General features: G+C 39.9%; 20 protein-coding genes and 1 tRNA gene. 12 read left to right on the forward strand and 9 right to left on the reverse strand.

Annotated elements, in window-relative coordinates; genetic code table 11:
- Nucleotides 1–19 precede the first annotated feature (19 nt).
- The 3 genes from C6N34_RS06650 to C6N34_RS17000 all read left to right on the forward strand — a co-directional run bounded on the left by C6N34_RS06650 (nucleotide 20) and on the right by C6N34_RS17000 (nucleotide 3,228).
- Nucleotides 20–838: a hypothetical protein gene (locus C6N34_RS06650; protein WP_057178165.1), complete on the forward strand. Its 819-nt coding sequence runs from the start codon at nucleotides 20–22 to the stop codon at nucleotides 836–838.
- A gap of 43 nt (nucleotides 839–881) precedes the next feature.
- Entirely contained in the window at nucleotides 882–3,002 is a 2,121-nt protein-coding gene (locus tag C6N34_RS06655) for an AAA family ATPase (protein WP_057178164.1), read from the forward strand.
- 97 nt (nucleotides 3,003–3,099) lie between these two features.
- Complete coding sequence (locus tag C6N34_RS17000; RefSeq protein ID WP_268906692.1) at nucleotides 3,100–3,228, forward strand: hypothetical protein; 129 nt, start codon at nucleotides 3,100–3,102, stop codon at nucleotides 3,226–3,228.
- Nucleotides 3,229–3,412: 184 nt separating this feature from the next.
- On the opposite strand, the gene C6N34_RS06660 is transcribed toward C6N34_RS17000, so the two are convergent.
- A tRNA-Ala gene (locus tag C6N34_RS06660) sits at nucleotides 3,413–3,485 on the reverse strand.
- 5 nt (nucleotides 3,486–3,490) lie between these two features.
- Nucleotides 3,491–4,237: an HAD family hydrolase gene (locus tag C6N34_RS06665; RefSeq protein ID WP_071242574.1), complete on the reverse strand. Its 747-nt coding sequence runs from the start codon at nucleotides 4,235–4,237 to the stop codon at nucleotides 3,491–3,493.
- A gap of 151 nt (nucleotides 4,238–4,388) precedes the next feature.
- On the opposite strand from C6N34_RS06665, the gene C6N34_RS06670 reads away from it, so the two are divergent.
- The 3 genes from C6N34_RS06670 to C6N34_RS06680 are packed head-to-tail and all read left to right on the forward strand — an operon-like array spanning nucleotide 4,389 to nucleotide 7,395.
- The gene (locus tag C6N34_RS06670; protein WP_006278387.1) at nucleotides 4,389–5,216 is read left to right on the forward strand and encodes a squalene/phytoene synthase family protein; all 828 of its coding nucleotides are present in this window, start codon (nucleotides 4,389–4,391) and stop codon (nucleotides 5,214–5,216) included.
- Nucleotides 5,217–5,239: 23 nt separating this feature from the next.
- On the forward strand, nucleotides 5,240–7,210 hold the full coding sequence (locus C6N34_RS06675; RefSeq protein WP_115538597.1) for a serine/threonine-protein kinase: 1,971 nt from the start codon (nucleotides 5,240–5,242) through the stop codon (nucleotides 7,208–7,210).
- Nucleotides 7,211–7,242: 32 nt separating this feature from the next.
- The gene (locus C6N34_RS06680) at nucleotides 7,243–7,395 is read left to right on the forward strand and encodes a hypothetical protein (protein WP_167317754.1); all 153 of its coding nucleotides are present in this window, start codon (nucleotides 7,243–7,245) and stop codon (nucleotides 7,393–7,395) included.
- A gap of 15 nt (nucleotides 7,396–7,410) precedes the next feature.
- On the opposite strand, the gene wecB is transcribed toward C6N34_RS06680, so the two are convergent.
- Nucleotides 7,411–8,532, reverse strand: coding sequence for a non-hydrolyzing UDP-N-acetylglucosamine 2-epimerase (gene wecB, locus C6N34_RS06685; protein WP_006278389.1), 1,122 nt, complete (start codon nucleotides 8,530–8,532; stop codon nucleotides 7,411–7,413).
- Between the two features lie 281 nt (nucleotides 8,533–8,813).
- Nucleotides 8,814–9,185: a hypothetical protein gene (locus C6N34_RS06690; RefSeq protein ID WP_057178160.1), complete on the reverse strand. Its 372-nt coding sequence runs from the start codon at nucleotides 9,183–9,185 to the stop codon at nucleotides 8,814–8,816.
- Between the two features lie 444 nt (nucleotides 9,186–9,629).
- Here C6N34_RS06690 and C6N34_RS06695 point away from each other — a divergent pair, with 444 nt between their 5' ends.
- The 4 genes from C6N34_RS06695 to C6N34_RS06710 all read left to right on the forward strand — a co-directional run bounded on the left by C6N34_RS06695 (nucleotide 9,630) and on the right by C6N34_RS06710 (nucleotide 14,301).
- On the forward strand, nucleotides 9,630–10,406 hold the full coding sequence (locus C6N34_RS06695) for a circadian clock KaiB family protein (RefSeq protein WP_006278392.1): 777 nt from the start codon (nucleotides 9,630–9,632) through the stop codon (nucleotides 10,404–10,406).
- An 87-nt stretch (nucleotides 10,407–10,493) separates the two neighbouring features.
- Nucleotides 10,494–11,273, forward strand: a complete 780-nt coding sequence (locus C6N34_RS06700) for an MBL fold metallo-hydrolase (protein WP_057178158.1) — start codon at nucleotides 10,494–10,496, stop codon at nucleotides 11,271–11,273.
- A gap of 6 nt (nucleotides 11,274–11,279) precedes the next feature.
- Nucleotides 11,280–12,911, forward strand: coding sequence for a tetratricopeptide repeat protein (locus tag C6N34_RS06705; protein ID WP_057178157.1), 1,632 nt, complete (start codon nucleotides 11,280–11,282; stop codon nucleotides 12,909–12,911).
- A gap of 277 nt (nucleotides 12,912–13,188) precedes the next feature.
- A complete protein-coding gene (locus C6N34_RS06710) occupies nucleotides 13,189–14,301 on the forward strand; it encodes a hypothetical protein (protein ID WP_057178156.1) in 1,113 nt (370 codons plus the stop codon).
- A 120-nt stretch (nucleotides 14,302–14,421) separates the two neighbouring features.
- On the opposite strand, the gene C6N34_RS06715 is transcribed toward C6N34_RS06710, so the two are convergent.
- The gene (locus C6N34_RS06715) at nucleotides 14,422–15,054 is read right to left on the reverse strand and encodes a response regulator transcription factor (protein WP_006278397.1); all 633 of its coding nucleotides are present in this window, start codon (nucleotides 15,052–15,054) and stop codon (nucleotides 14,422–14,424) included.
- Nucleotides 15,055–15,445: 391 nt separating this feature from the next.
- Nucleotides 15,446–16,696 (reverse strand): RNA-guided endonuclease InsQ/TnpB family protein, encoded by a 1,251-nt coding sequence (locus C6N34_RS06720; protein WP_115538598.1) that lies wholly within the window; start codon nucleotides 16,694–16,696, stop codon nucleotides 15,446–15,448.
- Nucleotides 16,697–17,112: 416 nt separating this feature from the next.
- Between C6N34_RS06720 and groES the strand changes: the two genes are divergently transcribed.
- Together groES and groL are read left to right on the forward strand one after the other, a co-directional pair.
- Nucleotides 17,113–17,424, forward strand: a complete 312-nt coding sequence (groES, locus tag C6N34_RS06725; protein WP_006278399.1) for a co-chaperone GroES — start codon at nucleotides 17,113–17,115, stop codon at nucleotides 17,422–17,424.
- Nucleotides 17,425–17,513: 89 nt separating this feature from the next.
- On the forward strand, nucleotides 17,514–19,151 hold the full coding sequence (groL, locus tag C6N34_RS06730) for a chaperonin GroEL (protein ID WP_115538599.1): 1,638 nt from the start codon (nucleotides 17,514–17,516) through the stop codon (nucleotides 19,149–19,151).
- Nucleotides 19,152–19,663: 512 nt separating this feature from the next.
- Here the strand turns inward: groL and C6N34_RS06735 are convergent.
- The 3 genes from C6N34_RS06735 to C6N34_RS06745 all read right to left on the reverse strand — a co-directional run bounded on the left by C6N34_RS06735 (nucleotide 19,664) and on the right by C6N34_RS06745 (nucleotide 22,845).
- Nucleotides 19,664–20,329 (reverse strand): conjugal transfer protein TrbI, encoded by a 666-nt coding sequence (locus C6N34_RS06735; protein ID WP_115538600.1) that lies wholly within the window; start codon nucleotides 20,327–20,329, stop codon nucleotides 19,664–19,666.
- 121 nt (nucleotides 20,330–20,450) lie between these two features.
- Nucleotides 20,451–22,085 carry an iron uptake porin gene (locus tag C6N34_RS06740; protein WP_115538601.1) on the reverse strand — a complete coding sequence of 545 codons (1,635 nt, stop codon included), beginning with the start codon at nucleotides 22,083–22,085 and terminating at the stop codon, nucleotides 20,451–20,453.
- A gap of 184 nt (nucleotides 22,086–22,269) precedes the next feature.
- Nucleotides 22,270–22,845 carry a Crp/Fnr family transcriptional regulator gene (locus tag C6N34_RS06745; protein WP_115538602.1) on the reverse strand — a complete coding sequence of 192 codons (576 nt, stop codon included), beginning with the start codon at nucleotides 22,843–22,845 and terminating at the stop codon, nucleotides 22,270–22,272.
- Between the last annotated feature and the right edge of the window lie 753 nt (nucleotides 22,846–23,598).

Genomic DNA, 23,598 nt, shown 5'->3' on the forward strand with positions numbered 1-23,598 from the left:
CATACAAATAAGATTAACTATGAATACAAACCAGTTAAAATTTATGCTAAGACTACTGGCATCCCCAGATCATAATGCTGGTTGGACTTCTTCTGCGCTTGAATATTTTAAAAAAGAAAAAAGTAAAATTTGTCAAGAATTAGAAAAGAGAGAATATGTAGATTACTCCAGAGAAATTGTTTCAGCGCAGATCTTACCTGCTGGTAAAGCTGCATTACAGATTGAATCTTCCCAACTACCCATAGCGCCTGAAGAAATAAAGGTGTTACAAAATATAGCTAAGAGCAATCAGAAAATAGAGGTTAGTAAAATTAAGATTAAATCTTTAAAGTCCGATGAAAAAGACGGAATTTTAAAAATCCTGAGTGAGCGGGGTTTAATAAAGGTAGAACAGAAGATAAAAAGGACGAAAGCACAAGTTTGGCTCACAGATAGAGGACTTGAGTTTTTACGTGATGAGTACATACCACAAAAAGATTCTCATCCTGTAATCAGTTTAGACATGCTGGGTGCGTACATACAATTTTTGCGTAAGAATGCCCAGGGAAAAAAATCAGTAATTCCTAGGGAAATAACTGACGAAGAAATTTTACAAACTATTGAAAATTTAGATCGAGAACTGGGTACAGAAAATTACCTACCCATCTTCCATGTGCGAGAGAAATTACAACCGCCCCTATCAAGAGATGATCTAGATCAGGCATTATATAGATTGCAAAAGATGAATAAAATTGATTTTGATCCTTTACAGGAAGTAACCAATTATACTGGAATTCAGATTGATGCGGGAATCCCCCAGAATATTGGTGGTCCATTGTTTTTTATTATAGTTAATTAAGAGCCAATAATTACTCACTTTCAGTTGTTTACCCTTTACATCCATGACACACATTAATGACATTATCAAACGCCAAACTAACCCCTTTGATTCAATCCAAATAAAGCCCACTGATTTTTGGGTAGAAGAGCAAGATTCCACAGTGATGGTAGACTCAATTCACCAAGAAGCAATAAAAGAAATTGAAAGTCTACTCGAGCTAGTAGCCAAAGATCATCGCAGTCGGACAGTTTTGATAAGGGGTAGTTCTGGATCTGGTAAAAGTTATCTCCTGGGTAGACTGAAACGTAAGTTGAATTCCAAAGCCTTTTTTGCCTATGTTTTTTGTAATTGGAGCAGTAGTGCTGAAATATGGCGACATATTCTCCGTCGTACCGTTGATAGTTTACTGCAAATTCCTGAAGGAGAACAAGAATCGCAGCTAATGTTGTGGCTAAAAAGTCTCAGTGCATTTACTAAAAGTGGTGTCAAACAGAAAATATTCAATACCAATTTTTGGCAACTCCTAAGAGGCGATCGCCCAAAATTTATTAAACACCTCAAAAGTACTTATAAGAAAGGAATCTATCATCCTGATATTTTTTTTGGTGTGCTCCATGATCTGACCAATCCAGATTTATATGATTTGGCATGTGAATGGCTAAGGGGAGATGACCTAAGCGAAGAATCCATGAAACTAATTAAAGTTAAAAGCTGCATTGATACAGAGGAAGCTGCCAAAAATATTTTAGCCAATTTTGGTAAAATTTCTACCCAAACCCAACCGATAGTTTTGTGTTTTGATAACCTTGATACCATGCCTCAGCAACCCGGAGGTACTTTGGAAATTCAGCCTTTTATGAATGTTAATACAACCATTCATGGTGATAATTTGAAGAATTTCCTAGTAATTATCAGTGTTATTTCTGATACTTGGGAGCGGAATCGTGACAGTATTCTTCCAGCTGATAAAGCGGGAATTGAAAAACAAATCAGGTTACAAAATATTAGTATAGAACAAGCGGAAGCACTGTGGATTTGTCAGCTCAAACCACTACACAGATTAGCCTATCCCATACCAGAATCTCCTCTTTTTCCTCTCAGTCGAGAAATATTAGATAGAAACTACCCTGGTGGTAAAAGCACACCTAGAAGTACATTAGTTTTGGGTCGGAAGGAGTATCAGGAATATAAGCTCTCCCTCAATGGGAATTATAGTGCAGCGCAGGAGGAATTACCACCCCAGAACACGGTTGTGGATGACGGTTCCCAAAACCAAAAAGTGGATGTTAAGGGTCAAAATGCTACATTTTCAGCTAACCAGGATATAAACCAATCGGAATTCGAATTATTATGGCAACAGGAGTATAAAAAAAGCCAGCAGAAATATAGCAAAATATCTTTATTGTCATCATCTGATTTGACTCAAATGCTCATATATGCTATATGTGCCATGGATATTCCTGAAATTCAACCTAAACTAATTAGTGGCAAGTATACCACCCATTCCTTTAGTTATCTCCATCCTCAAAATAACCAAAAAACTGGCGTTGTCTGGACAGAAGAACATAATATGAATAGCTTTTATCATATTATGAGTGCTTGTCAAACAGCTATTCAAAAAAAGGCCTGTGAAACACTTTACTTAATTCGTAGTGGAAATGTGGGTAACCCTGAATCATCTGGTAACCAAATTTATCGACAGATATTCGTAAATACACACAACCTTCATATTAGGTCTAGTTTGACTGGAATTCATTTTTTAGCAACTTATCAAAGTTTGGTGAATTCTGCTAAGTCCCAGGATTTACTCATTGGTGGTAAAACAGTTGATTTACGAAAGTTAGAAGATTTTGTGCAAAGGTCAAAAGTTTTACACGGGTGTGACTTATTACAGGCTTTGGGGATTGTTAGTAAAACCTCAAATCCACACACCAGTGAAAACCGTGAGGAAAATTTAGAAGTTGTCAAAGGTTTCTTGTTTAATTTAGTTAAGATTAACCAATGTATTGCAGTAAAAACTGCAATTGATAATACACTTAAGGAGTTTCAGTTTCCTGAGACTCAAACAGCTAGTGTTCAAAATTTAATTGATTTATTGTATCAGGAAAAGAAAGTGAAAATTTTGGGATCCACATCCAAACCGGAAGAGCAAATAATTCTGTGGTGCCCTGATTTTTCTTAATCAAACTCAAATCTCCCTTAGTTAAGCTAGGGGTGAATCTTATTTAGGTGCAATTGATGATTTAGTCCGCCTTGAAAGAGAAGATCGCATTGGTCGTTTGTTAGAGTTAAACCCTGTACAACCAATCGCACTAACTGTAGGTTCTTTATCTTATGGACGTGTTAGTATTACAGAGCCTAGTGATGTACGTCGTCAGGCGATCGCAAAATTACGAGGATACCCTTGAAAACTATGTTGTTCTATCAGAAGATAATATCGTCTCAAACTAAAGGTTGATGAGATTTATTTAAGAGAAAGAAGCCGAGCAAGGGTTTAAATACTAAATGTTAAGTCTATGCGACATCAATTTGAGAAAAACGACATTTAATTTGGCAATATGGACAAATAATCTGGCAAGCGACATGTACAAATGGAGAATAGGAGACTCGAACCCCTGACCTCTGCGGTGCGATCGCAGCACTCTACCAACTGAGCTAATTCCCCTAGGTTTACCCTATTGTAACACGCTCTCCATTTTTCCAATCTTTCTGCTCAAAAGTTTCCCAAATTCGTTCCCACTCTAAATCCCTTACATGGTCTACTGTCCAGTTAGCTTGACGCTGGAGGATGTGAAAGGGGTAAGTATTAGCAATTCCCACAACTTTCATTCTAGCGCGTTTCGCCGCTTCTATGCCAGCTAAGGTATCTTCCAAGGCTAAACAGTCTTCGGGTTGTAAACTTAAATCAACATTTATATCAGAATATACTTGATTAAGTCTATCCACGGCTAATAAATACCCTTCCGGTTGAGGTTTACTAGTAGCGATATCATCACCTGCAATGATCACCTGAAAATATTCTCTTATATTAGCACGTTCTAAGACCAACTCTATTTCTCGAACCAGGGCACCACTAACTAGACCCACGGGCAAATTTTGAGACCGGGCCTGTATAATTAAATCCTCTATTCCAGAATAGAGCGGTAACTGTTCCAGACTCTCTAGTTCCTTAATATATTTGTTTGCTTTATTTCGCAGCAGGTTGGTTAAATGGTCTTGACTGACCACCCTTCCACGACGCTTTAATAACTCCTCAAAACAAGCGCGATCGCTCCTTCCTAAACATCTCAAACGTTCATCTGGCTTTTGGGGTTGTAAATTTTCTTCCACCAGAATCTCATCTATCAGTTTTAAATGTATTGATTCGTCTTTAATAATCACTCCATTAAAATCGAACAGGACTGCTTTTAAAGGCATATAAAAATCTAAGTAAACATAACTAACATTCCCATTATTACAGGAATGTGTACACTAATAGGGAATACGGAACGGGTTGAGGATACAAAATTTCCCACCCAAAACATAAAATAGTAGGTTGTGGTGTGAAACTTAACATAGGAGTGGAGTGATGGATTTACGTCGGGATGCTTTACAAATTCTCAAGGAAACTAGTAGAACCTTTTATATTCCAATTAGCATTATGCCATCAGGACTACAAGAAGCTGTGGCATCAGCATACTTGTGTATGCGTGCTATTGACGAGATTGAGGACCATCCAACTCTGGAAAATCATACTAAGGGAATTTTACTACAAAGCATTAGCCAAACTCTACAAGCAGGAGTGGATGGTTTTGCAGTGGATGCTTTTTCCATGGGATTTAAGGGTTATGAAGATTCCTTACCTGAGGTCAGTGTCAGGATTAGGGAATGGGCAATTTTAGCACCAGAAAGCATTGCACCTCGCATTTGGGATGCAACAGCAGCTATGGCCGATAGAATGGCTTACTGGTCACAAATAAATTGGCAAATTAAGAATGAATACGACCTGGACCGTTACACCTTTGGCGTTGCAGGTGCAGTAGGTTTGTTACTCTCAGATTTATGGTCATGGTATGATGGAACCACGACTAACCGCATGGAAGCGATCGCCTTTGGTCGAGGGTTACAAGCAGTAAATATCCTACGTAATAATAGTGAAGATTTAACCCGTGGGGTAAATTTTTTCCCCGAGGGTTGGAATCACCAGGATCTTCAACAGTATGCTCGTCGTCATCTAGCTTTAGCGGATAGTTATACTAATAGTCTTCCTCCTGGACCCGCTCTACAATTCTGTCAAATTCCCCTGGCCTTGGCCCATGGTACTCTGGATGCACTAGCTAATGGTAAGGAAAAACTCAGTCGTCATGATGTCTATGCTCTAATCGAAAATCTCATTAATGTCAATGCAGTAGTATAAACAACCCCATCCCCCGGGTGGGGATGGATAAGAAAATACCAGTCCCAAATTATTCATCCATGAACACAAATCTTTTAGGAAAAACTCTGAGCGATCGCTATGTTATTATACGCCAAGTAGGACAGGGGGGATTTGGACGTACCTACCTAGCTGAGGATATGAACCGATTTCGGGAGTATTGCGTTTTAAAAGAATTTTCTCCTGTTGTCCAAACTCCAGAAGCTGTTAAAAAAGCCCAAGAACTATTTGAAAGGGAGGCCACTGTACTTTATCAGTTAGAACACCCTCAAATACCCCGGTTTCGGGAATTATTGCCCATTAACCTCGAGGGAAAGGAATATCTATTTTTAGTCCAGGATTACGTCCAAGGAATAACCTATAGCTCTTTACTCAATACTCAACAACAACAGGGGCTAAAATTTTCTGAAACTGCAGTTCGTCAACTCTTAGAACAAATTCTGCCAGTTTTGCAATACATTCACAGCATGGGGGTGATTCATCGAGACATTTCCCCTGATAACTTAATTCTAAGAAATTCCGATCAGTTGCCAGTACTAATTGATTTCGGAGGAGTAAAACAAGTTGCTGCAAATTTAGCTTCTCAGTATTACCAATCCGGTCAAAATACTCCTAGTAGTGGCACCTTATTAGGCAAAGTGGGATTCGCACCACCAGAACAAATGCAAACAGGTTTAGTTTACCCTCATAGCGACCTATATGCTTTAGCTGTAACTGTTTTAGTATTACTTACAGGTAAAATGCCCCAGGAAATAATTGATACTCAAACCTTACAGTGGCAATGGCGACGAGAAGTTAGACTCAGTCCACTCCTAGGTCAAGTTTTAGACCGCATGCTCTCCTATAAACCAGGCGATCGCTATCAAACAGCCAATCAGGTTTTAGATGCTCTTAACTTCCAAAGGGTGAGTTCTCCTATGTCTGGGTCGCTCACTAGTCAAACAATGGCAATTTCTCAACCATCTACACCCATGACCTCCACACCTGAAACCACGGGTGTTTGGACCACAACTAACATAATGATGGTTACTATGGCTATATTCACCAGTGCAGGACTATTATGGTGGGGGTTTAATAATCGTTATCAGCCAACTAACACCCCCAGTGTCGCATCTCCCACACCCACCACTACACCCTCTGTAGATCCCACCGCTAATTACTCCCCAGAAGAAAAACAACGTAAGCAAAAACTGCGCGATCGCCTGGAAGAACTAAACATCAATTCTAGGTTCTTTAGCAGTTTGGTGAATCAGGTATTTTGGGAAAAAAACCCCAGTCTAACAGGAAGGACTCTTAGCAGCGAACCGGAGGATGAAAGTTTACGGAAAGAATGGGATAAAACTGCCATGGAAGTTGTGGAAAAACTTGCTATCCTCAGCGAAAACTCACGTAGACAGCTAGGAACTTATACATCATCCACTCGACAAAAATGGCAAATGGTAATTAACAGCAAAAACGTTAGTAGTAATGCCCTATATGACCTAGCTGATGCTGCTCTTTTACGTATTTTTCCTGAGCAAAAGGGTAAGAATTTTATTTCCAAACCTCTCGGTCAAGTTTGGCAGGGATTTGCCAACGATAGACTCAATGACATCATGGAAAACACGGCCTGGGAAAAAATAGTATTGGATCCTGGTAATACAAGTAAAATGGCTAGGGGAACTCTAGATCCAGGAGGAGGCAAAGTTTTCATTGCCAAATTGGTTAAAGACCAAAATATGCAGGTGCAACTGGATGCAAACACGGAGGTTTTACTGTCAGTTTATTCTCCATCTGGTAAGACAAAATTTTTGCAAGATTCAAAATCGCGTCAACTCTCCCAAATATTACCAGAAAGTGGATTTTATGAATTTGTTGTAGTTTCCACAGCATCAAATCCTGAAGACTACGAATTCTCTCTTACCATAGAAAATCCTCCCGCACCAGAACCCATAGAAACCCCCACCCCGGAAACCACTCCAGAACCTGTTCAATAAAAATATCAACATCAACAAATGGTTTCATAATTATGAACAAAATCGTGGGAAAGGATGAAAGCAGAACTGATAAAAACAACCTACCCGGTTGTCAAGAGGAAAGGATTCTTTGTCCCCATTGTAAACGTACTGCTACTAATGGAATTAAGTGTAAAGGTATTTGTGTAGCTGACAGTGACTACTGATAATCACAACTAATATTACACTCCGTCCACGGTCAGCCCTAAATAGTTGCGAACAATTTTCAAGATTCGCTCTGCTGCATGACCATCTCCAAAAGGGTTAATAGCATTTGCCATTGATAAATATGCTTGCTTATCACTTAACAACTCACTAGCAGCAGTTACAATTCTATCTGTTTGTGTTCCTACTAATTTAGCCGTACCCGCTGTTACCGCTTCTGGTCTTTCTGTAGTATCTCTAAGCACTAACACGGGTTTACCAAGACTAGGAGCTTCTTCTTGCAGTCCACCAGAGTCTGTTAACAATAAGTAAGAGCGCCCTATTGCTCCTACTAACTCCGCATAATCTAATGGTTCTGTTAAAAAAATCCGGGGGTGTTTACCTAGTATTTGTTGTAATGGCTCTCTAACAGTAGGATTTTTATGTAGTGGTAATAATAAAGCTGTGTCGGAAAACCGATCTAAAATTTCTAGGAAACCTTGAGCAATTGCTTGCAGTGGTTCCCCCCAATTTTCTCGTCGGTGAACCGTGGCTAAAATAGTTCGATATTCTCCCCACTTTAAACCGGGTATATCACAAGCTGGGTTGGCTTTTGCTACGTTCAACAACGCATCAATTACGGTGTTACCAGTCAGGTGGATTTCCCCTAAAACACCGGAATTCTGTAAATTGGTTACCGCTAAGGAGGTAGGTGCAAAATGTAATTGACTAATTTGGGAAATTAATCTTCTGTTAGCTTCTTCCGGATAGGGATTAAACAGATCGTCAGTTCTCAACCCCGCTTCCAAATGACCTACCGGAATTTGCTGGTAAAAAGCTCCTAAAGCTGCTGCAAAGGCAGTTGTTGTATCTCCCTGAACAATCACTAAGTCTATATTTAGCTTTTTATATAAAGTCTCTAAACCTTGCAAACTCCTACATGTAATATCATTAAGAGACTGTTTAGGCTGCATAATCTCTAGATCCCAATCCGCTTTCAGGTTAAACAGCACCATTACTTGTGCGACCATTTCCTTATGCTGTCCTGTAAGAATCACTTCTACTTCTAAGTCCGCAACAGTTTTAAATATCTGAATTACTGGTGCTAGTTTAATTGCTTCAGGACGAGTACCTAAAACAATGCCAATTTTTTTAGTCATTACTTATCGAATTATTGATCATGAAATAGTACAGCAGCCATAATTCTATCCTAAATCATTCCCATTCGTTAAAACAAAATTTTTTCCCCTCTCTTAAACACGAAAAAACCCGGCTTAACCGGGCAGATGGACTGTTTTTTTAAATTTGACCTATCAAGTTGTAGCTCTAACTAAAACTCTATAAACAGAGTTTATGGCTGAAAATGAGAGTCGGGTAGATGATCGCCTACCCTCCCTACAGGTGGCTACCGCTATTAATTGACATGTCAAACTTATATTAATCATTTGATCTCACAAGTTAAAGGACAAGAAGCATAAACGGTAGTTTGCACCCTTTCCGCATCACCATATAGCCAACTTAACCACTTAACTTCTTTGGGATGAACACTCTTAGCAGTCAAGACACCTGCCACGATTAAAACTGACATAACATTGAAAATTACTAAAGTACCTGCTACGAGTAAAACAGCGCTCGCAGGCATAACAGATTGCAAAACAATAGAGAGTAAGCAACCTACTGTAGCCATAACTACAACTAGTGGAAAACCTACTACTAACAAGCACACTGCTAATGTGAAAGTCCAAATTAAAAAGCTTTTCATCATTAACAAGGAGTACATCTTCCCTTGATTAGAGCTTTGAGCCACAACCATGATCTTTCCTCCTAAAATTACACAGCAAGGTTTAAAGTTGAATTTCAGTTTTGCTCAATTCTTGAGATCACTGTTTTCATTCAGTGAAATTCAGTATATAGAACCTGAAGAAAAAGATGAGCATTTCTTTATTAATCTTTACACTTAATTTTTCGTAATCATGGATTTGATGCCCAAACCGGGTTTGGTTCACTACTCCTAATTCCCCATATATCCCTGGATATATAACTTTGGGAATAGCAATGCCCATGGATCTTACCCAAAATCTGTCTTCTAACTTGCTTAACATTTCTTAATAAAAGTCTCCTTATCTCTCATAATTGAAATGGAAAATAAAAGGCTAGTAGTGACCTATAATTTAGGTAACGCGGTTCCACAAAAATAAATGCTCTGCATTGACAGTGACCAGTGTTAATAACAAACAACAGGTATTAACTAAATTTAATGAGTATTTATAACTTAGGTACAAATATAGATAAACCATCTTTACCTCAAGTGTTTAAAGGGATTGCCTTGTTTACACCGGGGGGAGATTTAATTTACTGTATTGATCCGAGTAAACAGAAGCGATGGCATTTGCATTTGTGTGGGGTCTTGCAGGAAATACTGAATCTATCAGAACCTCCCCATTTTTTAGTTCCTTGTTATACAGCTACAATTGATCATTGGTTAAATCCACGTACACAAAAAATACAGACATTTGCGGAGGCTTATCCTGCGGTAATGAGCTATCAGCCAGTATTGGGAGCAATTTTTGGGACAGGAAATGAAGTGTGGCAAAGGTCACCTTGGCGAGAGGATGTATGTGATCCCATGGTAATAGAGAGTTACCGTTCAACCTTTCCCCAATTATGGGAGGATCACGATTTGATCGTGCGTTTAGATAGTATGTCCATGCCTTATTCACAGAAGCATGTCAATCAAAAACAGATAATACAGAATCATGAAGTTTATGTTTTACGTTTATTTGTTGCTGGTCATAACATATCCACTGAAAGAATTTTAGAGAAACTACATGAATTATTAGAAGAGTACTTGGGGGTTCCTTACACTCTCAAGGTAATTGATGTTTTAACACATCCGGAGCAAGCGGAGATAGATCAGGTTTCAGCCACACCCACATTAGTTAAGATTTGGCCCCATCCTGTTCGTCGGATAGTTGGTAATTTGGATAATGTGGAAAAGGTGTTACAGACCCTGGGTAAAAAAGATAATTTTTAGGAGGGGGAAACCAATCCTTGGCAAATAAGTATTATAATGTATAAGTGATATAAACATCTTAACCTATTTAAAACTACAGTGAAAAGTATGTATTTTACCTGGCTTGACAGTAACAGTTGGCTATTAGAAATTGGGGGGTGGCGCATTCTTTTAGATCCCTGGTTGGTAGGAGATTTAACCTTTAATAATGTAGATTGGCTATTCAAAAGTTATCGCCTGCAGGATCGTCCCATACCAAACAATATAGACTTAATTTTGTTATCTCAAGGTTTGGAAGATCATGCTCATCCACCGACTCTTAAACAGTTGGATAGACATATACCTGTTCTCGGTTCCCCCCAAGCAGCTAAGGTGGTAGAGAAATTGGGATATTATCAAGTGAAGACTCTCCATCACGGTGAAAGTTTTACCTTAGAGGACACTTTAAAAAATAGCACCTTAAAAGACCAATTAGAAATTAAAGCTCTTCCTGGTTCTCCTGTAGGACCCAATGTGAGAGAAAATGGTTATGTGATCCGAAATATATCCAATAATGTGGGTCTATATTATGAACCACATGGTTATCATTCATCCGCACTTGAAGAATTGAGTCCAGTAGATGTAGTCATCACACCTATAATTAACTTATCTTTGCCTCTCCTAGGTCCAGTAATTAAAGGTATGAATAGTGCTTTGGAAGTTGCCAAATTGTTAAAACCCCAAATTATGCTCCCTACCGCTGCTGGTGGAGATGTGTTCTTTGATGGGATATTAAGTAAGGTATTACAAGCAAAGGGGAATGTGGCAGAGTTTAAGGAGTTATTAGAATTAAATAGTTTATCTACACAGGTAATTGAACCTAAACCTGGAGAAAGGATTTCCGTTTAGGAGGATATGGACTGGATTAATTTATTGAGATCCCTACAGTCAGATTTTATTAAAAGATTAAATTCTGGTTGTTTATTAAATTGTGAAATACCAGGAAGTCATAGTGAATTAACCATTATTTCCGGACAAAGACTGAAATCTCTGAGGGAATTTTGCTGGTCTATGGCGGAAAAGTATAAGCGTACCTCTACGGTGCGCGATGTGTTTATTAGTAATCTCAAAGGTAAATTAGGTGAAGAAGTAGTTAAAGAAAGATTAGCAGATTTTATCACTGAGGTTGATTATGAAAAGCGTTTAGGTGGGGATGGTAAAAGTGATTTTACCGTCACTGCACATCCCTGGATTGGGATAGAAGTTAAATCTCGTCACGGGGATTTTGATAAGGTGAGATGGTCTGTGAGTTCCCAAGAGGTAGGAAAAAATGCAGTTATTGTTTGTATTTTAATTCGGGAGGAGGTGACGGAAGCTCAGTCCGCATATCATCTTTTTTTAGCTGGGTTTCTCCCGACAAAAATGATTAAGTTAAAAACTGGCAGAATCTCGTTTGGTATTGATCAGTTGTTATATGGTGGAGGTTTATTAGCATATTTAGAAGATTTACCAGCCATGATTAGTAATGGCATTTCTCAAGAGGTAATTTCATCTAATACAAACGGTTTATACAACTCACACAATTTACCAGCACCAGATATGGGGAGAGATGTGGTGGAGTTTTATGTGAAATTGGGGGATAAACATTTTGATGATGGTGACTATATTGTGGCAATTAGTAATTATAGTCAAGCATTACAAAACAATAAAAAAAACAGTTATTACCAAGGGGAACTCCAAGCTGAACTTAATCTCAGCCATAAATATACTGATAATGTTGGTAATATTGACATTTATGCCTACTATAAACTTGGTTTAGCCTATTATAAATTAGGTGATTATGATATGGCAATTTTCAACTATAACCAGGTAATCAATGCCAATGTAAATCATAGCAATGCTTACAATAAAAGAGGTTTAGCCCATTATAAGTCACGTAATTATCACAGCGCCATAGAAGATTTTAGCCAGGCGATTTCTATTAACCCCGAATTGGCAATTAACTACAAAAATCGAGCCGAAGCTCGTTATTTAATAGGAGATTATCAAGGAGCAACAGAAGACTATAGTCAAGCAGTTAGTATTCATCCCGATTTGTTAGATCAACCAATATTGGTAGGAGATCTAGGAGAATTGTTTAACATTAAATGCCATGATGAAGTTATTTATAAAAATCGAGCCGATCATCTCTATCAGCTGGGAGCATACGAAGAAGCACTAGAAAACTATAATCAGGCGATCGCTCTAAATATTAACTATGTAGATGCTTATTATCAACGAGGTAAAATCTATTTTAATAAGGGAATATATGAAGCAGCGGTGGATGATTTTAGCATGGTTATCAAAACCCAACCCAACTACGGTGATGCATATTATTATAGAGGGAACTGCTGGTTAATTATGGGAAATAAACAGACAGCAAGTGGAGATTTTAAAAAGGCGGCGGATATATATTGGCAAGATGGTAGGTTAGCAGAATACAAAGAAACCCAAGCCATGATCTTAGATGTAGAAATCGAACAATCCTTGGATATTCTAGATTTCTGATGGATTTTTAACAAATTTTTCCACTGGATAAAAGACTGGAATTTTTTTAAAAACCCCCTTTTTAAAACCTGACCAGTTTCATGATAAGTAGGTGGGTGGAATTAAAGAACGTAGGTTGAGTTTAATACGAAACCCAACGCCCCCATGGGTTACCCTACCACTAACCCATCCCACAAATAATTGTCCCTCCCTACTTACTAGCATGATAATATAGCTCAAGTATCCTTATTTTTAATCTGACCATCAACAACCCACCGCTCTCCAGGAGGGATGAAATATGATTCCACATCTACAACAATTATTAGCAACTCAAGATTCGGTTATTTCTCAACTATTGAGGTTTAACCTATACGGACTCAAGGAAACATTAGGACAGGCTAAAACAGCATATCCCGCAGATCCAGGCTATGATTTATGTTCCCAGGTCATTGGGGAAATTGATGGTCTTTTACAGTTGAATTCAGTTGGAGAGTTTGAAGATGTTGAACTCGCAATCCATGATTCCACATCTGGTCAATTACTTACAGAATTAGGGGAAATTTTTAATTCTGATTTAGAGGTCAGGTTTTACTTGGGAGACCAACCCTTACACAGTGATAATGACTGTGATCTCTGGAATGAAATTCACCACAAGTTGCTGCGCTTACCAGAAGATTTGGCTACAATCTGGAAAAACCGCTCTCTGGAAATTGCCAAAAAACTGGGTGCCCTGGAAGATTATGTGCATCTTCGTTATTTACCCTTTGTGCGCGATGAAATTATTTATCCCGGTCTAAATGGCACAATCGTCTCTCCCGGACTCTCTTTGTCTAAAAAAGCTTTGCTCAAATCAGACCTGGCTCAATTACATAACTCCGATAATTGGCATTTTTTAACCAGTTTCCTCTCCTTATATACTAGTTTCATTGATATCGACCCAGACCTACATCACGCCCTAAAAAGTGTCTTTAGCTTTGATATTATCTCTTTTCAATCTCATCCCGAACAAAAGCAATTATATCTGGAATCATTTAGCGATCGCCTGCAACGTCACCAAAAACTTAATGATGATTCCAGCAGCATCATCAATTTACGCAGTTGGCTAGATCTAGATGAAGCAATACATTCTCTAGTATTTGTCCCCCCAGCAGAAAGATATTCCTGGTGGGGAAAACTACAACAAGAATCAAGACGTATACTCAAAAAAATGGCTGATCAAGCTACGAAAGCAGGTAATAACATCAAGATCAAGCAACTATCAGGACTATATGCTGATATTTGCCAGTACACTAAGGATGATTTACAACTGGAGGATGGGGGAACTCCAGGAGAGGTTCTATCCTGCCTTCGCTTATACGCAAAAATAAATGAGGAAGAATATCCAGGAAGGGTAATATATAGAGCTTGTTAAAACAGGGATTTTTAACCCACTCATCCAGTTCTAAAATTCAGAAGAATGATTTTTTGAGCTTTGAGTGATAAAGACATCAATTCAAAACTCAAAATTTCATTCAACTACATGGCTATGGCTTTAAGCCATTTGATTTTCAATTGCCCAGCGTGCTAGCTCAGTACGATTATGCAGGTTAGTTTTGCCTAACATATTAGATACATGGCTTTCAACCGTACGTTGACTGACATTTAATTCCTCAGCAATTTCCCGATTTGCTAAACCCCTAGCCACAAATTGAACTACTTTTAGTTCCGTGGGGGTCAATTGAACATCAAAAGGAACTTGGATGCGAGAACCAGGTTCCCCTACCTTGGTTTGATGTTCTTTCCAGCGACTGGTTTGCTTGAGTGAGGATTCTACTTGGGCCACAAGTTCTTCCGGTTCAAAGGGTTTGACCATATATACATCAGCTCCCTTATTTAACCCTTTTACCCTGTCCGCACTTTGTCCTTTCGCTGACAGAAAAAGAACGGGTACCCAACTAGTCCGCTCGTTTTGTCTCACCTGTTCAACAAAGGTATAACCGTCCATTTCTGGCATCATCACATCACAGATGATCATATCGGGAATATCCTGTTCTAAAACACCTAGAGCTGTTCGCCCATTTTCAGCTGTTAGAACGTCATATCCCCTAAATCCTAGATAGTCTCTGACTAGCAGAATTAAATTAGGATCGTCATCAATCAGTAAAAGTCGTTTTTGGTCTTTCATGCTGAATTCTTTTATAGCGTTGGCATTTTTCGCGCTTAGATCCTTCCCGGAATGGGATGGAGGAGCTTCTTTCCACCTAACTCATTCCTGTTGGTTGTGGTTTGGGAGGGTGGTTGTTACTCCTTACATAATACTAGTAACTTAATGACAAAGGTCTAGTAAGGATACGGAGAGCAAAAGTATTTATAATGCGCTATTATATTTTCCTTTGCCAGAAGCGGGTGCAAGAATCTGATTCAATCATTTTGACAAGTTCAGTGTTGAGCTAAAGATGATTTTTACAACCCTACCCGCATTTCTATTAGGTTACTATTGCCCATACAATATCCAAGTTTTAGCGTTGAAGTTAAATCACACAAGAAAATAAAATTGGAGAACCGATTTTACATTTCTATATCTGTTTAACTCTTGCTAAAGGATTCACCTTTAGTGGTTGAACGCCACAACTCCCTATCCTCTCGGCAGTTAACGCCTCTGAGGAATACATTCTAATTATGTTCAGGCTACTATTGAGGTCTGCATTAATAACCTGACCATTAGCGGATCTAAATAGTCCTCGATGTAATCGTTCCCCCAAGTATTTTTGATGTTTTGCTATGGGTTCAAAATCCCAAGCAGAGCACTTGCTGGTATATGCCTCATTAACTGTGATTAGTTCAATCTGTGCTAGTCGGCATTTATGTTTCAGTATATCAATGAGTCTACTATGGGGTATTGGCATAAAGTTGTGTCTCTTGCTTGTACCCATCCTAGTCTCTTTTTCCCATTCATCGTTCTTTCCCACTACTAAGGTTTTAATACCATTAGACTTGAGATAATTGATTACGATAGAGGAGGTCTGATGAAGATAGTTATCTAATCGGTTATGATGTTTGGTGGTTATCCCACCCAATCTTTGACTAGGTTGACTCTCAGACTGATAGGATCCTATTAGATCCAGCTTTCTGTTGAACAGTCGATTGAGGGATTTTAACGGTTTACCATTCACCAATAAAGGTCTAATAGTTGAACTATTAGTTGTTAAGGCAACCAGGTTATTAACTCCTAGGTCTATACCAGCTATAACTCGTGTAGACCTAGTTGTAGGCTCTTGCACCTCATAAATGAATTTGAGGAGATATGAGCCATTATTCCTGGGAATAATCATGGCTTCTACCAGTTTTCTAGCCTTACCAATGGAATCGTTCACATCACCCTCAAATAGACCCTCAAATAACTGGCACATTCCTTGGACCAGGGATGGTTGATCCATGGTTGGACAACCCTGATATACATTGTATACGACAATTGGAAAGCGTCCCTTAATTTTGTGTTTGTAATTGGGAATTTTTGGTGGATCCACATATTTAGATGGATTAGCTTGCCAATCTTGCCAAGATCTGATATAATTTTTCCACCTTTGTAATACCTGTCTAATGACTGACAAACCTCTGTGAGTAACTGCCATCTCCTGATAAGCTCTGGAACTAAACACTAAGCTATACAGCTTCCCACTAGAGAGTATCTTGCCTGTTTTAAAGAAAGACTGCCTTAGATAATAGGTACACAAATTGTAGAGACTTTTGGCTCTAAAGCAGATTAAATCACATCCCTGCCAATACTTATCATTTTTGTAAATGGGATGCGTTTTAACTAACTGCATCTAGTTTTCTCCTGCAAGTAGAATGTGGAAATTGACGAAATTTGGTTGCACCAATAGCCAAAAGTTGGGAACTCCTGTATTGTTACTCATTCAGCGATTCCTTGACTACATTTCTATAACAATTTTCCTCATTTGGAAATAAAGTTGTTCATATAAAAATATTCACTACTTACGCAACAGAACCAGACAACTAAAATAATTCAGTATTTACGCTTGATTAGCAGGTAATAAATATAGCTAAATACAGTGTAGAAAGGCAAAAATCTAGTTGATTCCGTTTTCCTCACCTATTGAGAATTTATCTGGTTCGGAAAACCGTACAGATAAGATTGTTGCCATTTGTGGTCTTTTTTCGGTACATTAGCACTCAGGAGTTGAGAGTGCTAATCAACGACATTTAAAGATAAGGAAAAAATATGGCAGCAGTATCTCTAAGCGTATCCACAGTTAAGCCCCTAGGCGATCGCGTGTTTGTAAAAGTCACAGCAGCTGAAGAAAAGACAGCAGGTGGTTTATATTTGCCCGACACAGCAAAAGAAAAGCCCCAGGTAGGGGAAGTAGTAGCTTTAGGACCTGGTAAGCGTAATGATGACGGAACCCGTCAAGAAATTGAGCTGAAAGTAGGGGACAAAGTACTATATTCCAAGTATGCAGGTACAGACATCAAACTGGGTACAGACGAATTTGTACTACTTTCTGAAAAAGACATTCTAGCAGTAGTTGGGTAATAGTAGTTGGGTAGGAGAACGAACTACCCTAGAAGCTACCCTAAAAAGTTGATAGTTAACACATAAGCAATTCAAGAAGTAAACAGATTATGGCAAAGCGCATCATTTACAACGAAAACGCCCGTCGAGCTTTGGAAAAAGGTATTGACATTTTGGCCGAAGCTGTAGCTGTGACCCTAGGTCCCAAAGGACGTAACGTAGTTCTAGAGAAGAAATTTGGCGCACCACAAATTGTTAATGATGGTGTCACCATTGCTAAAGAAATTGAATTAGAAGACCATATTGAGAACACAGGCGTTTCCTTGATTCGCCAAGCTGCTTCTAAAACCAACGATGCTGCTGGTGATGGTACCACCACAGCCACCGTATTGGCCCATGCAATTGTGAAGGAAGGTCTCCGTAACGTTGCTGCTGGTGCTAATGCGATTCAGTTAAAGCGTGGTATTGATAAAGCCACAGCATTCTTAGTAGACAAGATTGCGGAACATGCTCGTCCCGTGGAAGATTCCAAAGCCATTGCACAAGTAGGCTCCATTTCTGCTGGTAACGATGAAGAAGTGGGTCAAATGATTGCGGAAGCAATGGATAAAGTGGGTAAAGAGGGTGTGATTTCCTTGGAAGAAGGGAAATCCATGACCACAGAATTGGAAATCACCGAAGGTATGCGTTTTGATAAGGGTTATATTTCCCCTTATTTTGCTACCGACGCTGAGCGCATGGAAGCAGTATTTGACGATCCTTATATTCTTCTTACCGACAAGAAGATTGCCCTAGTGCAGGATTTAGTACCTGTGTTAGAGCAAGTAGCACGTCAAGGTAAACCCCTAGTCATCATTGCTGAAGACATTGAAAAAGAAGCTCTAGCTACCCTAGTAGTTAACCGTCTACGCGGCGTACTGAACGTAGCAGCAGTGAAAGCTCCTGGTTTTGGGGATCGTCGTAAAGCCATGTTAGAAGATATTGCAGTTCTAACTGGTGGACAAGTAATCACAGAAGATGCTGGTTTAAAACTAGAAAACACCAAACTAGATAGTTTAGGTAAAGCGCGCCGCATCACCATTACCAAAGACAACACCACCGTTGTAGCTGAAGGTAATGAAGCTGCAGTAAAAGCTCGTTGCGAACAAATCCGTCGTCAAATGGATGAAACTGAATCTTCCTATGACAAAGAAAAACTGCAAGAGCGTCTAGCCAAACTCTCTGGTGGTGTAGCAGTAGTCAAAGTTGGTGCAGCTACCGAAACCGAAATGAAGGATAAGAAGCTGCGTTTAGAAGACGCTATCAATGCTACCAAAGCTGCTGTAGAAGAAGGCATAGTTCCTGGTGGTGGTACAACCCTAGCTCACCTAGCACCCCACTTAGAGGAATGGGCCAATAAAACCTTAACCAGTGAAGAGTTAACAGGTGCTTTAATAGTTGCCCGTGCCTTACCTGCTCCTTTAAAGAGAATTGCAGAAAACGCTGGACAAAACGGTGCTGTAATTGCTGAAAGAGTGAAAGAGAAAGAGTTCAACGTAGGGTTTAACGCTTCTACCAACGAATTCGTTGACATGTTAGCTGCGGGTATTGTAGATCCTGCGAAGGTAACCCGTTCCGCACTGCAAAATGCTGCTTCTATTGCTGGTATGGTACTAACAACCGAGTGTATTGTGGTTGACAAACCAGATCCCAAGGAAGCTGCTCCTGCTGGTGGTGCTGGTATGGGTGGTGGAGATTTCGACTACTAATCCCTAATGTGGGGGAAGATTTGACACCTTCCCCCAAGTGGGTAAGTGGAATTAAATATAAGATGAACGTAGAACGTAGGTTGGGTTGAAGTATGAAACCCAACACCCCCATGGGTTACGCTCCTACTTATGATTTAAGGAATATTAGCGAGAAGGAAGCTGCTCCTGCTAGTGGAGACTTGGACTACTAATCCCTAATGTGGGGGAAGATTTGACACCTTCCCCCAAGTGGGTAAGTGGAATTAAATATAAGATGAACGTAGGTTGGGTTGAAGTATGAAACCCAACACCCCCATGGGTTACGCTCCTGCTTATGATTTAAGGAATATTAGCGAGAAGGAAGCTGCTCCTGCTAGTGGAGACTTGGACTACTAATCCCTAATGTGGGGGAAGATTTGACACCTTCCCCCAAGTGGGTAAGTGGAATTAAATATAAGATGAACGTAGGTTGGGTTGAAGTATGAAACCCAACACCCCCATGGGTTACGCTCCTGCTTATGATTTAAGGAATATTAGCGGGATAGCACCAGATTGCTAGTTAATGTAATAGCCAAATCCTGTTCTGGGCGTAGAACAAACACATCAGCCCTGTTTTTTCTCAGTAACACACTGGCTAAAGCGCCCGCTGCTGCACCACCAATGGGTTCTAAAACCTCCACCTTTTTATTACCAGTGACCAGAGCTATCAAGGTTGCAGCACCAGCACCAATAGCAGCATCGGTTAGAATTTGACCAGTGTTACTTCCCTTAGTGATGGTTTCAGTTTTAGTGATGGTTCTGGAGTTGGCACTAATTGGTTGGGTTTTACCATTAGGAAACACCAATTCTGTAGCGACGAATCTTACCCCCCTTCTATTATTGCCACCTAAATTAACCGGTGTCAATTCTCCTGTTACCTCGCTATTAGCAGGGATTAAGATATTTCTATTACTATCCATAATATCATTAGCTATTCTCAGGGTCAGGGGTATTCTTTCCCCTGGTTGGAGAATTATTTTTTCTTTTTCATAGGTTACAGGTAGGGTCACATTAGCTGGAATGGTAATCGTGCGCGGTTGGTTAAAGTTAAATTGTGCTTGAGCAGGATTAGGGTAGATCCAGGGAATAACAGCCCCTGTGTTAATGGCTATGGTCATTAATGCAGCAGCAGTTGATTTCCAAGTTATTAGACCACTCATAAGATATTACCAATAATTGTCTTGGATAGTATGACCTAATCCTGGCAAAATAGGTTCCAAATAATAACCCGCCCTAGGGCGGGTTATTAGAGTTTAACAGGTTACTAAGTCAATGTTGAGCTTAGAAGCTGAAGGTGGTACGCAGTGTACCTACATAGATATTGGGGTTATTTTTGTTGTGTTCAGGATCTAGGATGACTAACACACCTGGGGTAATGAGAACGTTGTCAGAAACTTTGATTTTATACAAGCCTTCTACGTGTAAGGAAGTATCAGTTTCTCCGTTTATATTAGTACCTCCACTCTTACCGCCAGTGAATTTGGGAGGTTGACCGAAGACGAAACCAAGGGTGTTGCCTTCTCTCAGGAAGTCTTTAATTGCCACATTACCAGCCCAGTACCACACATCTCCACTGGTGGGAGTACCTCCCAAGGTGCTCACAGTTGTGTAGCCTGCCCAACCACCTAATGAAATGCTAGGAGTAGCTTTTAGGTTCAATGCCACACCGTAGTTACTGGTTTCGACTTTTCCATTTAATCTTGCATTTAATGTTGTACCTACAGTACCTACAGCAGCACCACCACCAGTACTGTCAAACCCACCACTAAACCCACCAGATGTTTGGTAAACATGGGCGTAGGTTAATCCGAGATTGATAGCCTGATTCGGCTTAAACGCCAACTGACCAATAATGGTACTGTCGCCCTCAAAAAGTCCTTTATTGGGACCCGGGTCAGACGCAGTAGCACTACCTCTAGCATAGTAACCAGCACCCAGGGTGATAGCGTCATTAGCTTTGAGGTTCAGTGCGATACCAGATCCACCACGAGCTTGACGATAGATGGGACTAAAACGTCCGTAACGGGAGATGGAACCTGATCCACTGCTCTTAAAGTCAGGGTTAAAGGCTTCAAAGTTGTCATCTAGGTCAGCACCTATGGCATCAACCTTCACACTAAGATTGGGAAGGGGGTTGAAGGCGTAGTTGAGTTTATCAACTGAAAGCGCGTTATCCGCAGTGCTGTCATAACCCAAACGAGCCATGTTAGTACCCGTGCCACCTGCAGCAGCATTGCTAGCTAGACTGCGAATATTCCCAGCATTTAACCTAGTTTGCAACTTATCCTTACCGCTAAAGCTGCTTTCCAAAGTCAACCTTACCCGGTCAGAGAACGTGAAGTTGGAATTAATTTTCTCGGTACCGCCAGCTACACGGTCTCCAAAAGCTTGGGTAAGACCAAAAATAGCTTCACCCTTCAACTTGGTGGTGGTGGAGAACTGATTAGCTTCCAACTCACCAGTACGTGCTTCCAACGCATCAACTTGACCACGGAGAGTAGCCAATTCAGCGGAAAATTCTTCTTGTAAACGCTGTAAGGTGGCCAAATCTTCTCTTTTAACTGCATCAGCCGTTGAAGAAGCAATTAGCTCACTAACTCTTTCTAAACAAGCGTTTAAACTAGCCGCGAATTCAAAGCGGTTTAGGGTGCGGTTACCACGGAATGTACCATCGGGATAACCAGAAATACAATTATAACGCTCAACTAAGGATTGCAATGCTTGGAACGCCCAATCTCTTGGCTGGACGTCACGAAACTGAGAAACAGAAGTTGTTTGACTAATCTTATCAGACGACAATTGAGCAACGCTGGTGGTTGGCTCTTTCACTTCATTTGCTAATACGCTGTTGGCAGAAAGGATGGTAGCTGCAACAACCGGACTCACTCTGAGAACACTCCAAAATAGTTTTGTCATGTTTTTACCTTTTCTCACACCTAAAGAAAATCAGGAAGATTTAAATCCCTATCATCAAATCCATTGATGGTTCGGGGAATTTACATATCATACCCTTACTGACTACTATACACTATTTTTGTTCCGGAACACAAATTATAAATTTTAATTTTTTATAGCCTTGGCTATCTCCAAGCCAGAATGGCTATTCTACCTGGCTCAACCGGAGAATAATACTGCGTTTGTGACGTGATATTTTTCCCTGGACCTCAAATTTCTGCAACAGTCTGGTAATTGTCACCCTGGTTGTGTTCAACACCTCTGAAATATCTTGATGGGTCAGGTTCAAATCAATCAACTTGCCCTGTTCCAAATCCCTACCAAATTTATCCCCTAACCACAGCAAAAAATGCCACAATCTTAACGACGTGGGCTTACAATGCAAAATATGTAAAATTTGTTCTGTCTGTTGAATGTGGGATAGCAAGCACTCAATGTGTTCATGCCACAAATGGGGAGGTATGATTGTTGCTTCTACACTAGTTAAACACTGAATTTGATAAGGTGTGACTTTTGACAAAGCATGACCAGTAATATCTCCAGGTCCCCAGTAACCTAGGGTAATACCCGTGCCCTCTTCATTCCAGGTCAAGGTGCGCACTACACCACGCTCAATCCGCCACAGAACATCATTTCTGACCGGAATGATTGAGTGCTGGGTGAGTATCTGTTGCGGCAAATGCTTTCTTGGTAGATGGATGATATTTTCAGTAGGGTTCATTGCCAGAAATGCCAGAAGGGGTTATTAGTAAAGGTTAGTTACTGCAATGTTAAATAGTGACATCTTAATAATTGTTAGACTTTATAATCAGTTATTAAGCTCTACAAGCTTTAGCTATATGGTTTAAAGGCAATTTTAAGAGCCTATCACCCTTTGGCTAAAGCCGTAACATATTGTTTGACAATATCTGACTACAATAGCAAAGATTAATAATTAAAAGGTTAAGAATGAGTTATCATCTGGTAAAAAATTGAACCCAGCTTAAGACCCCCAAGGGTAAGCTGTCGTGCAGGTAATAATTTATTGATCGAGCGCAAAACCCCATCCCCTTGTGGGTGGGGCGGTTGACTTTGACAATCGTCTAGTATTGTCCGCCATCGGTTGACCGTCACTTTCTGGGTAGACAATTTCAGGCGTCTTTGCACCCTGATGAATGTCACGTAATAAGGTTGTTTCCAACAGCCTTATTACGTCACAACACCTATTCCTTCTTACGAAGGTCAAGACTATTTAAGTCTAATGCGGATGTGTTTGTGGCTGGGGGGTTTCTAGTCGCAATACCTATTCCTTCTTAAGAAGGTCAGGACACTACCATAACACACCTTTTTTTGGTTGTCAACCAATTGTCGCAATACCTATTCCTTCTTACGAAGGTCAAGCTTACGTACAGCAGAAGAAGTGCCAACCGTTTTTTGTTGACCTTCGCACTTTCTTCGTTAATTACTGATTTTTCTGTCCAAAGATAGATGTAAC

It is taken from the genome of Cylindrospermopsis raciborskii Cr2010 (assembly GCF_003367075.2).
Taxonomy (GTDB): domain Bacteria; phylum Cyanobacteriota; class Cyanobacteriia; order Cyanobacteriales; family Nostocaceae; genus Raphidiopsis; species Raphidiopsis raciborskii.

Bases quoted from the DNA above. Each gene is read 5' to 3' on its own strand.
- C6N34_RS06690 (WP_057178160.1), bottom strand. From the start codon at position 9,185: ATGGTTGTGGCTCAAAGCTCTAATCAAGGGAAGATGTACTCCTTGTTA.
- C6N34_RS06740 (WP_115538601.1), bottom strand. From the start codon at position 22,085: ATGACAAAACTATTTTGGAGTGTTCTCAGAGTGAGTCCGGTTGTTGCA.
- C6N34_RS06735 (WP_115538600.1), bottom strand. From the start codon at position 20,329: ATGAGTGGTCTAATAACTTGGAAATCAACTGCTGCTGCATTAATGACC.
- C6N34_RS06665 (WP_071242574.1), bottom strand. From the start codon at position 4,237: ATGCCTTTAAAAGCAGTCCTGTTCGATTTTAATGGAGTGATTATTAAA.
- C6N34_RS06655 (WP_057178164.1), top strand. From the start codon at position 882: ATGACACACATTAATGACATTATCAAACGCCAAACTAACCCCTTTGAT.
- C6N34_RS06650 (WP_057178165.1), top strand. From the start codon at position 20: ATGAATACAAACCAGTTAAAATTTATGCTAAGACTACTGGCATCCCCA.
- C6N34_RS06675 (WP_115538597.1), top strand. From the start codon at position 5,240: ATGGATAAGAAAATACCAGTCCCAAATTATTCATCCATGAACACAAAT.
- wecB (WP_006278389.1), bottom strand. From the start codon at position 8,532: ATGACTAAAAAAATTGGCATTGTTTTAGGTACTCGTCCTGAAGCAATT.
- C6N34_RS06745 (WP_115538602.1), bottom strand. From the start codon at position 22,845: ATGAACCCTACTGAAAATATCATCCATCTACCAAGAAAGCATTTGCCG.
- C6N34_RS06670 (WP_006278387.1), top strand. From the start codon at position 4,389: ATGGATTTACGTCGGGATGCTTTACAAATTCTCAAGGAAACTAGTAGA.
- C6N34_RS06715 (WP_006278397.1), bottom strand. From the start codon at position 15,054: ATGAAAGACCAAAAACGACTTTTACTGATTGATGACGATCCTAATTTA.
- C6N34_RS06705 (WP_057178157.1), top strand. From the start codon at position 11,280: ATGGACTGGATTAATTTATTGAGATCCCTACAGTCAGATTTTATTAAA.
- C6N34_RS06720 (WP_115538598.1), bottom strand. From the start codon at position 16,696: ATGCAGTTAGTTAAAACGCATCCCATTTACAAAAATGATAAGTATTGG.
- C6N34_RS06680 (WP_167317754.1), top strand. From the start codon at position 7,243: ATGAACAAAATCGTGGGAAAGGATGAAAGCAGAACTGATAAAAACAAC.
- C6N34_RS06700 (WP_057178158.1), top strand. From the start codon at position 10,494: ATGTATTTTACCTGGCTTGACAGTAACAGTTGGCTATTAGAAATTGGG.
- C6N34_RS06710 (WP_057178156.1), top strand. From the start codon at position 13,189: ATGATTCCACATCTACAACAATTATTAGCAACTCAAGATTCGGTTATT.
- C6N34_RS06695 (WP_006278392.1), top strand. From the start codon at position 9,630: ATGAGTATTTATAACTTAGGTACAAATATAGATAAACCATCTTTACCT.
- groES (WP_006278399.1), top strand. From the start codon at position 17,113: ATGGCAGCAGTATCTCTAAGCGTATCCACAGTTAAGCCCCTAGGCGAT.
- groL (WP_115538599.1), top strand. From the start codon at position 17,514: ATGGCAAAGCGCATCATTTACAACGAAAACGCCCGTCGAGCTTTGGAA.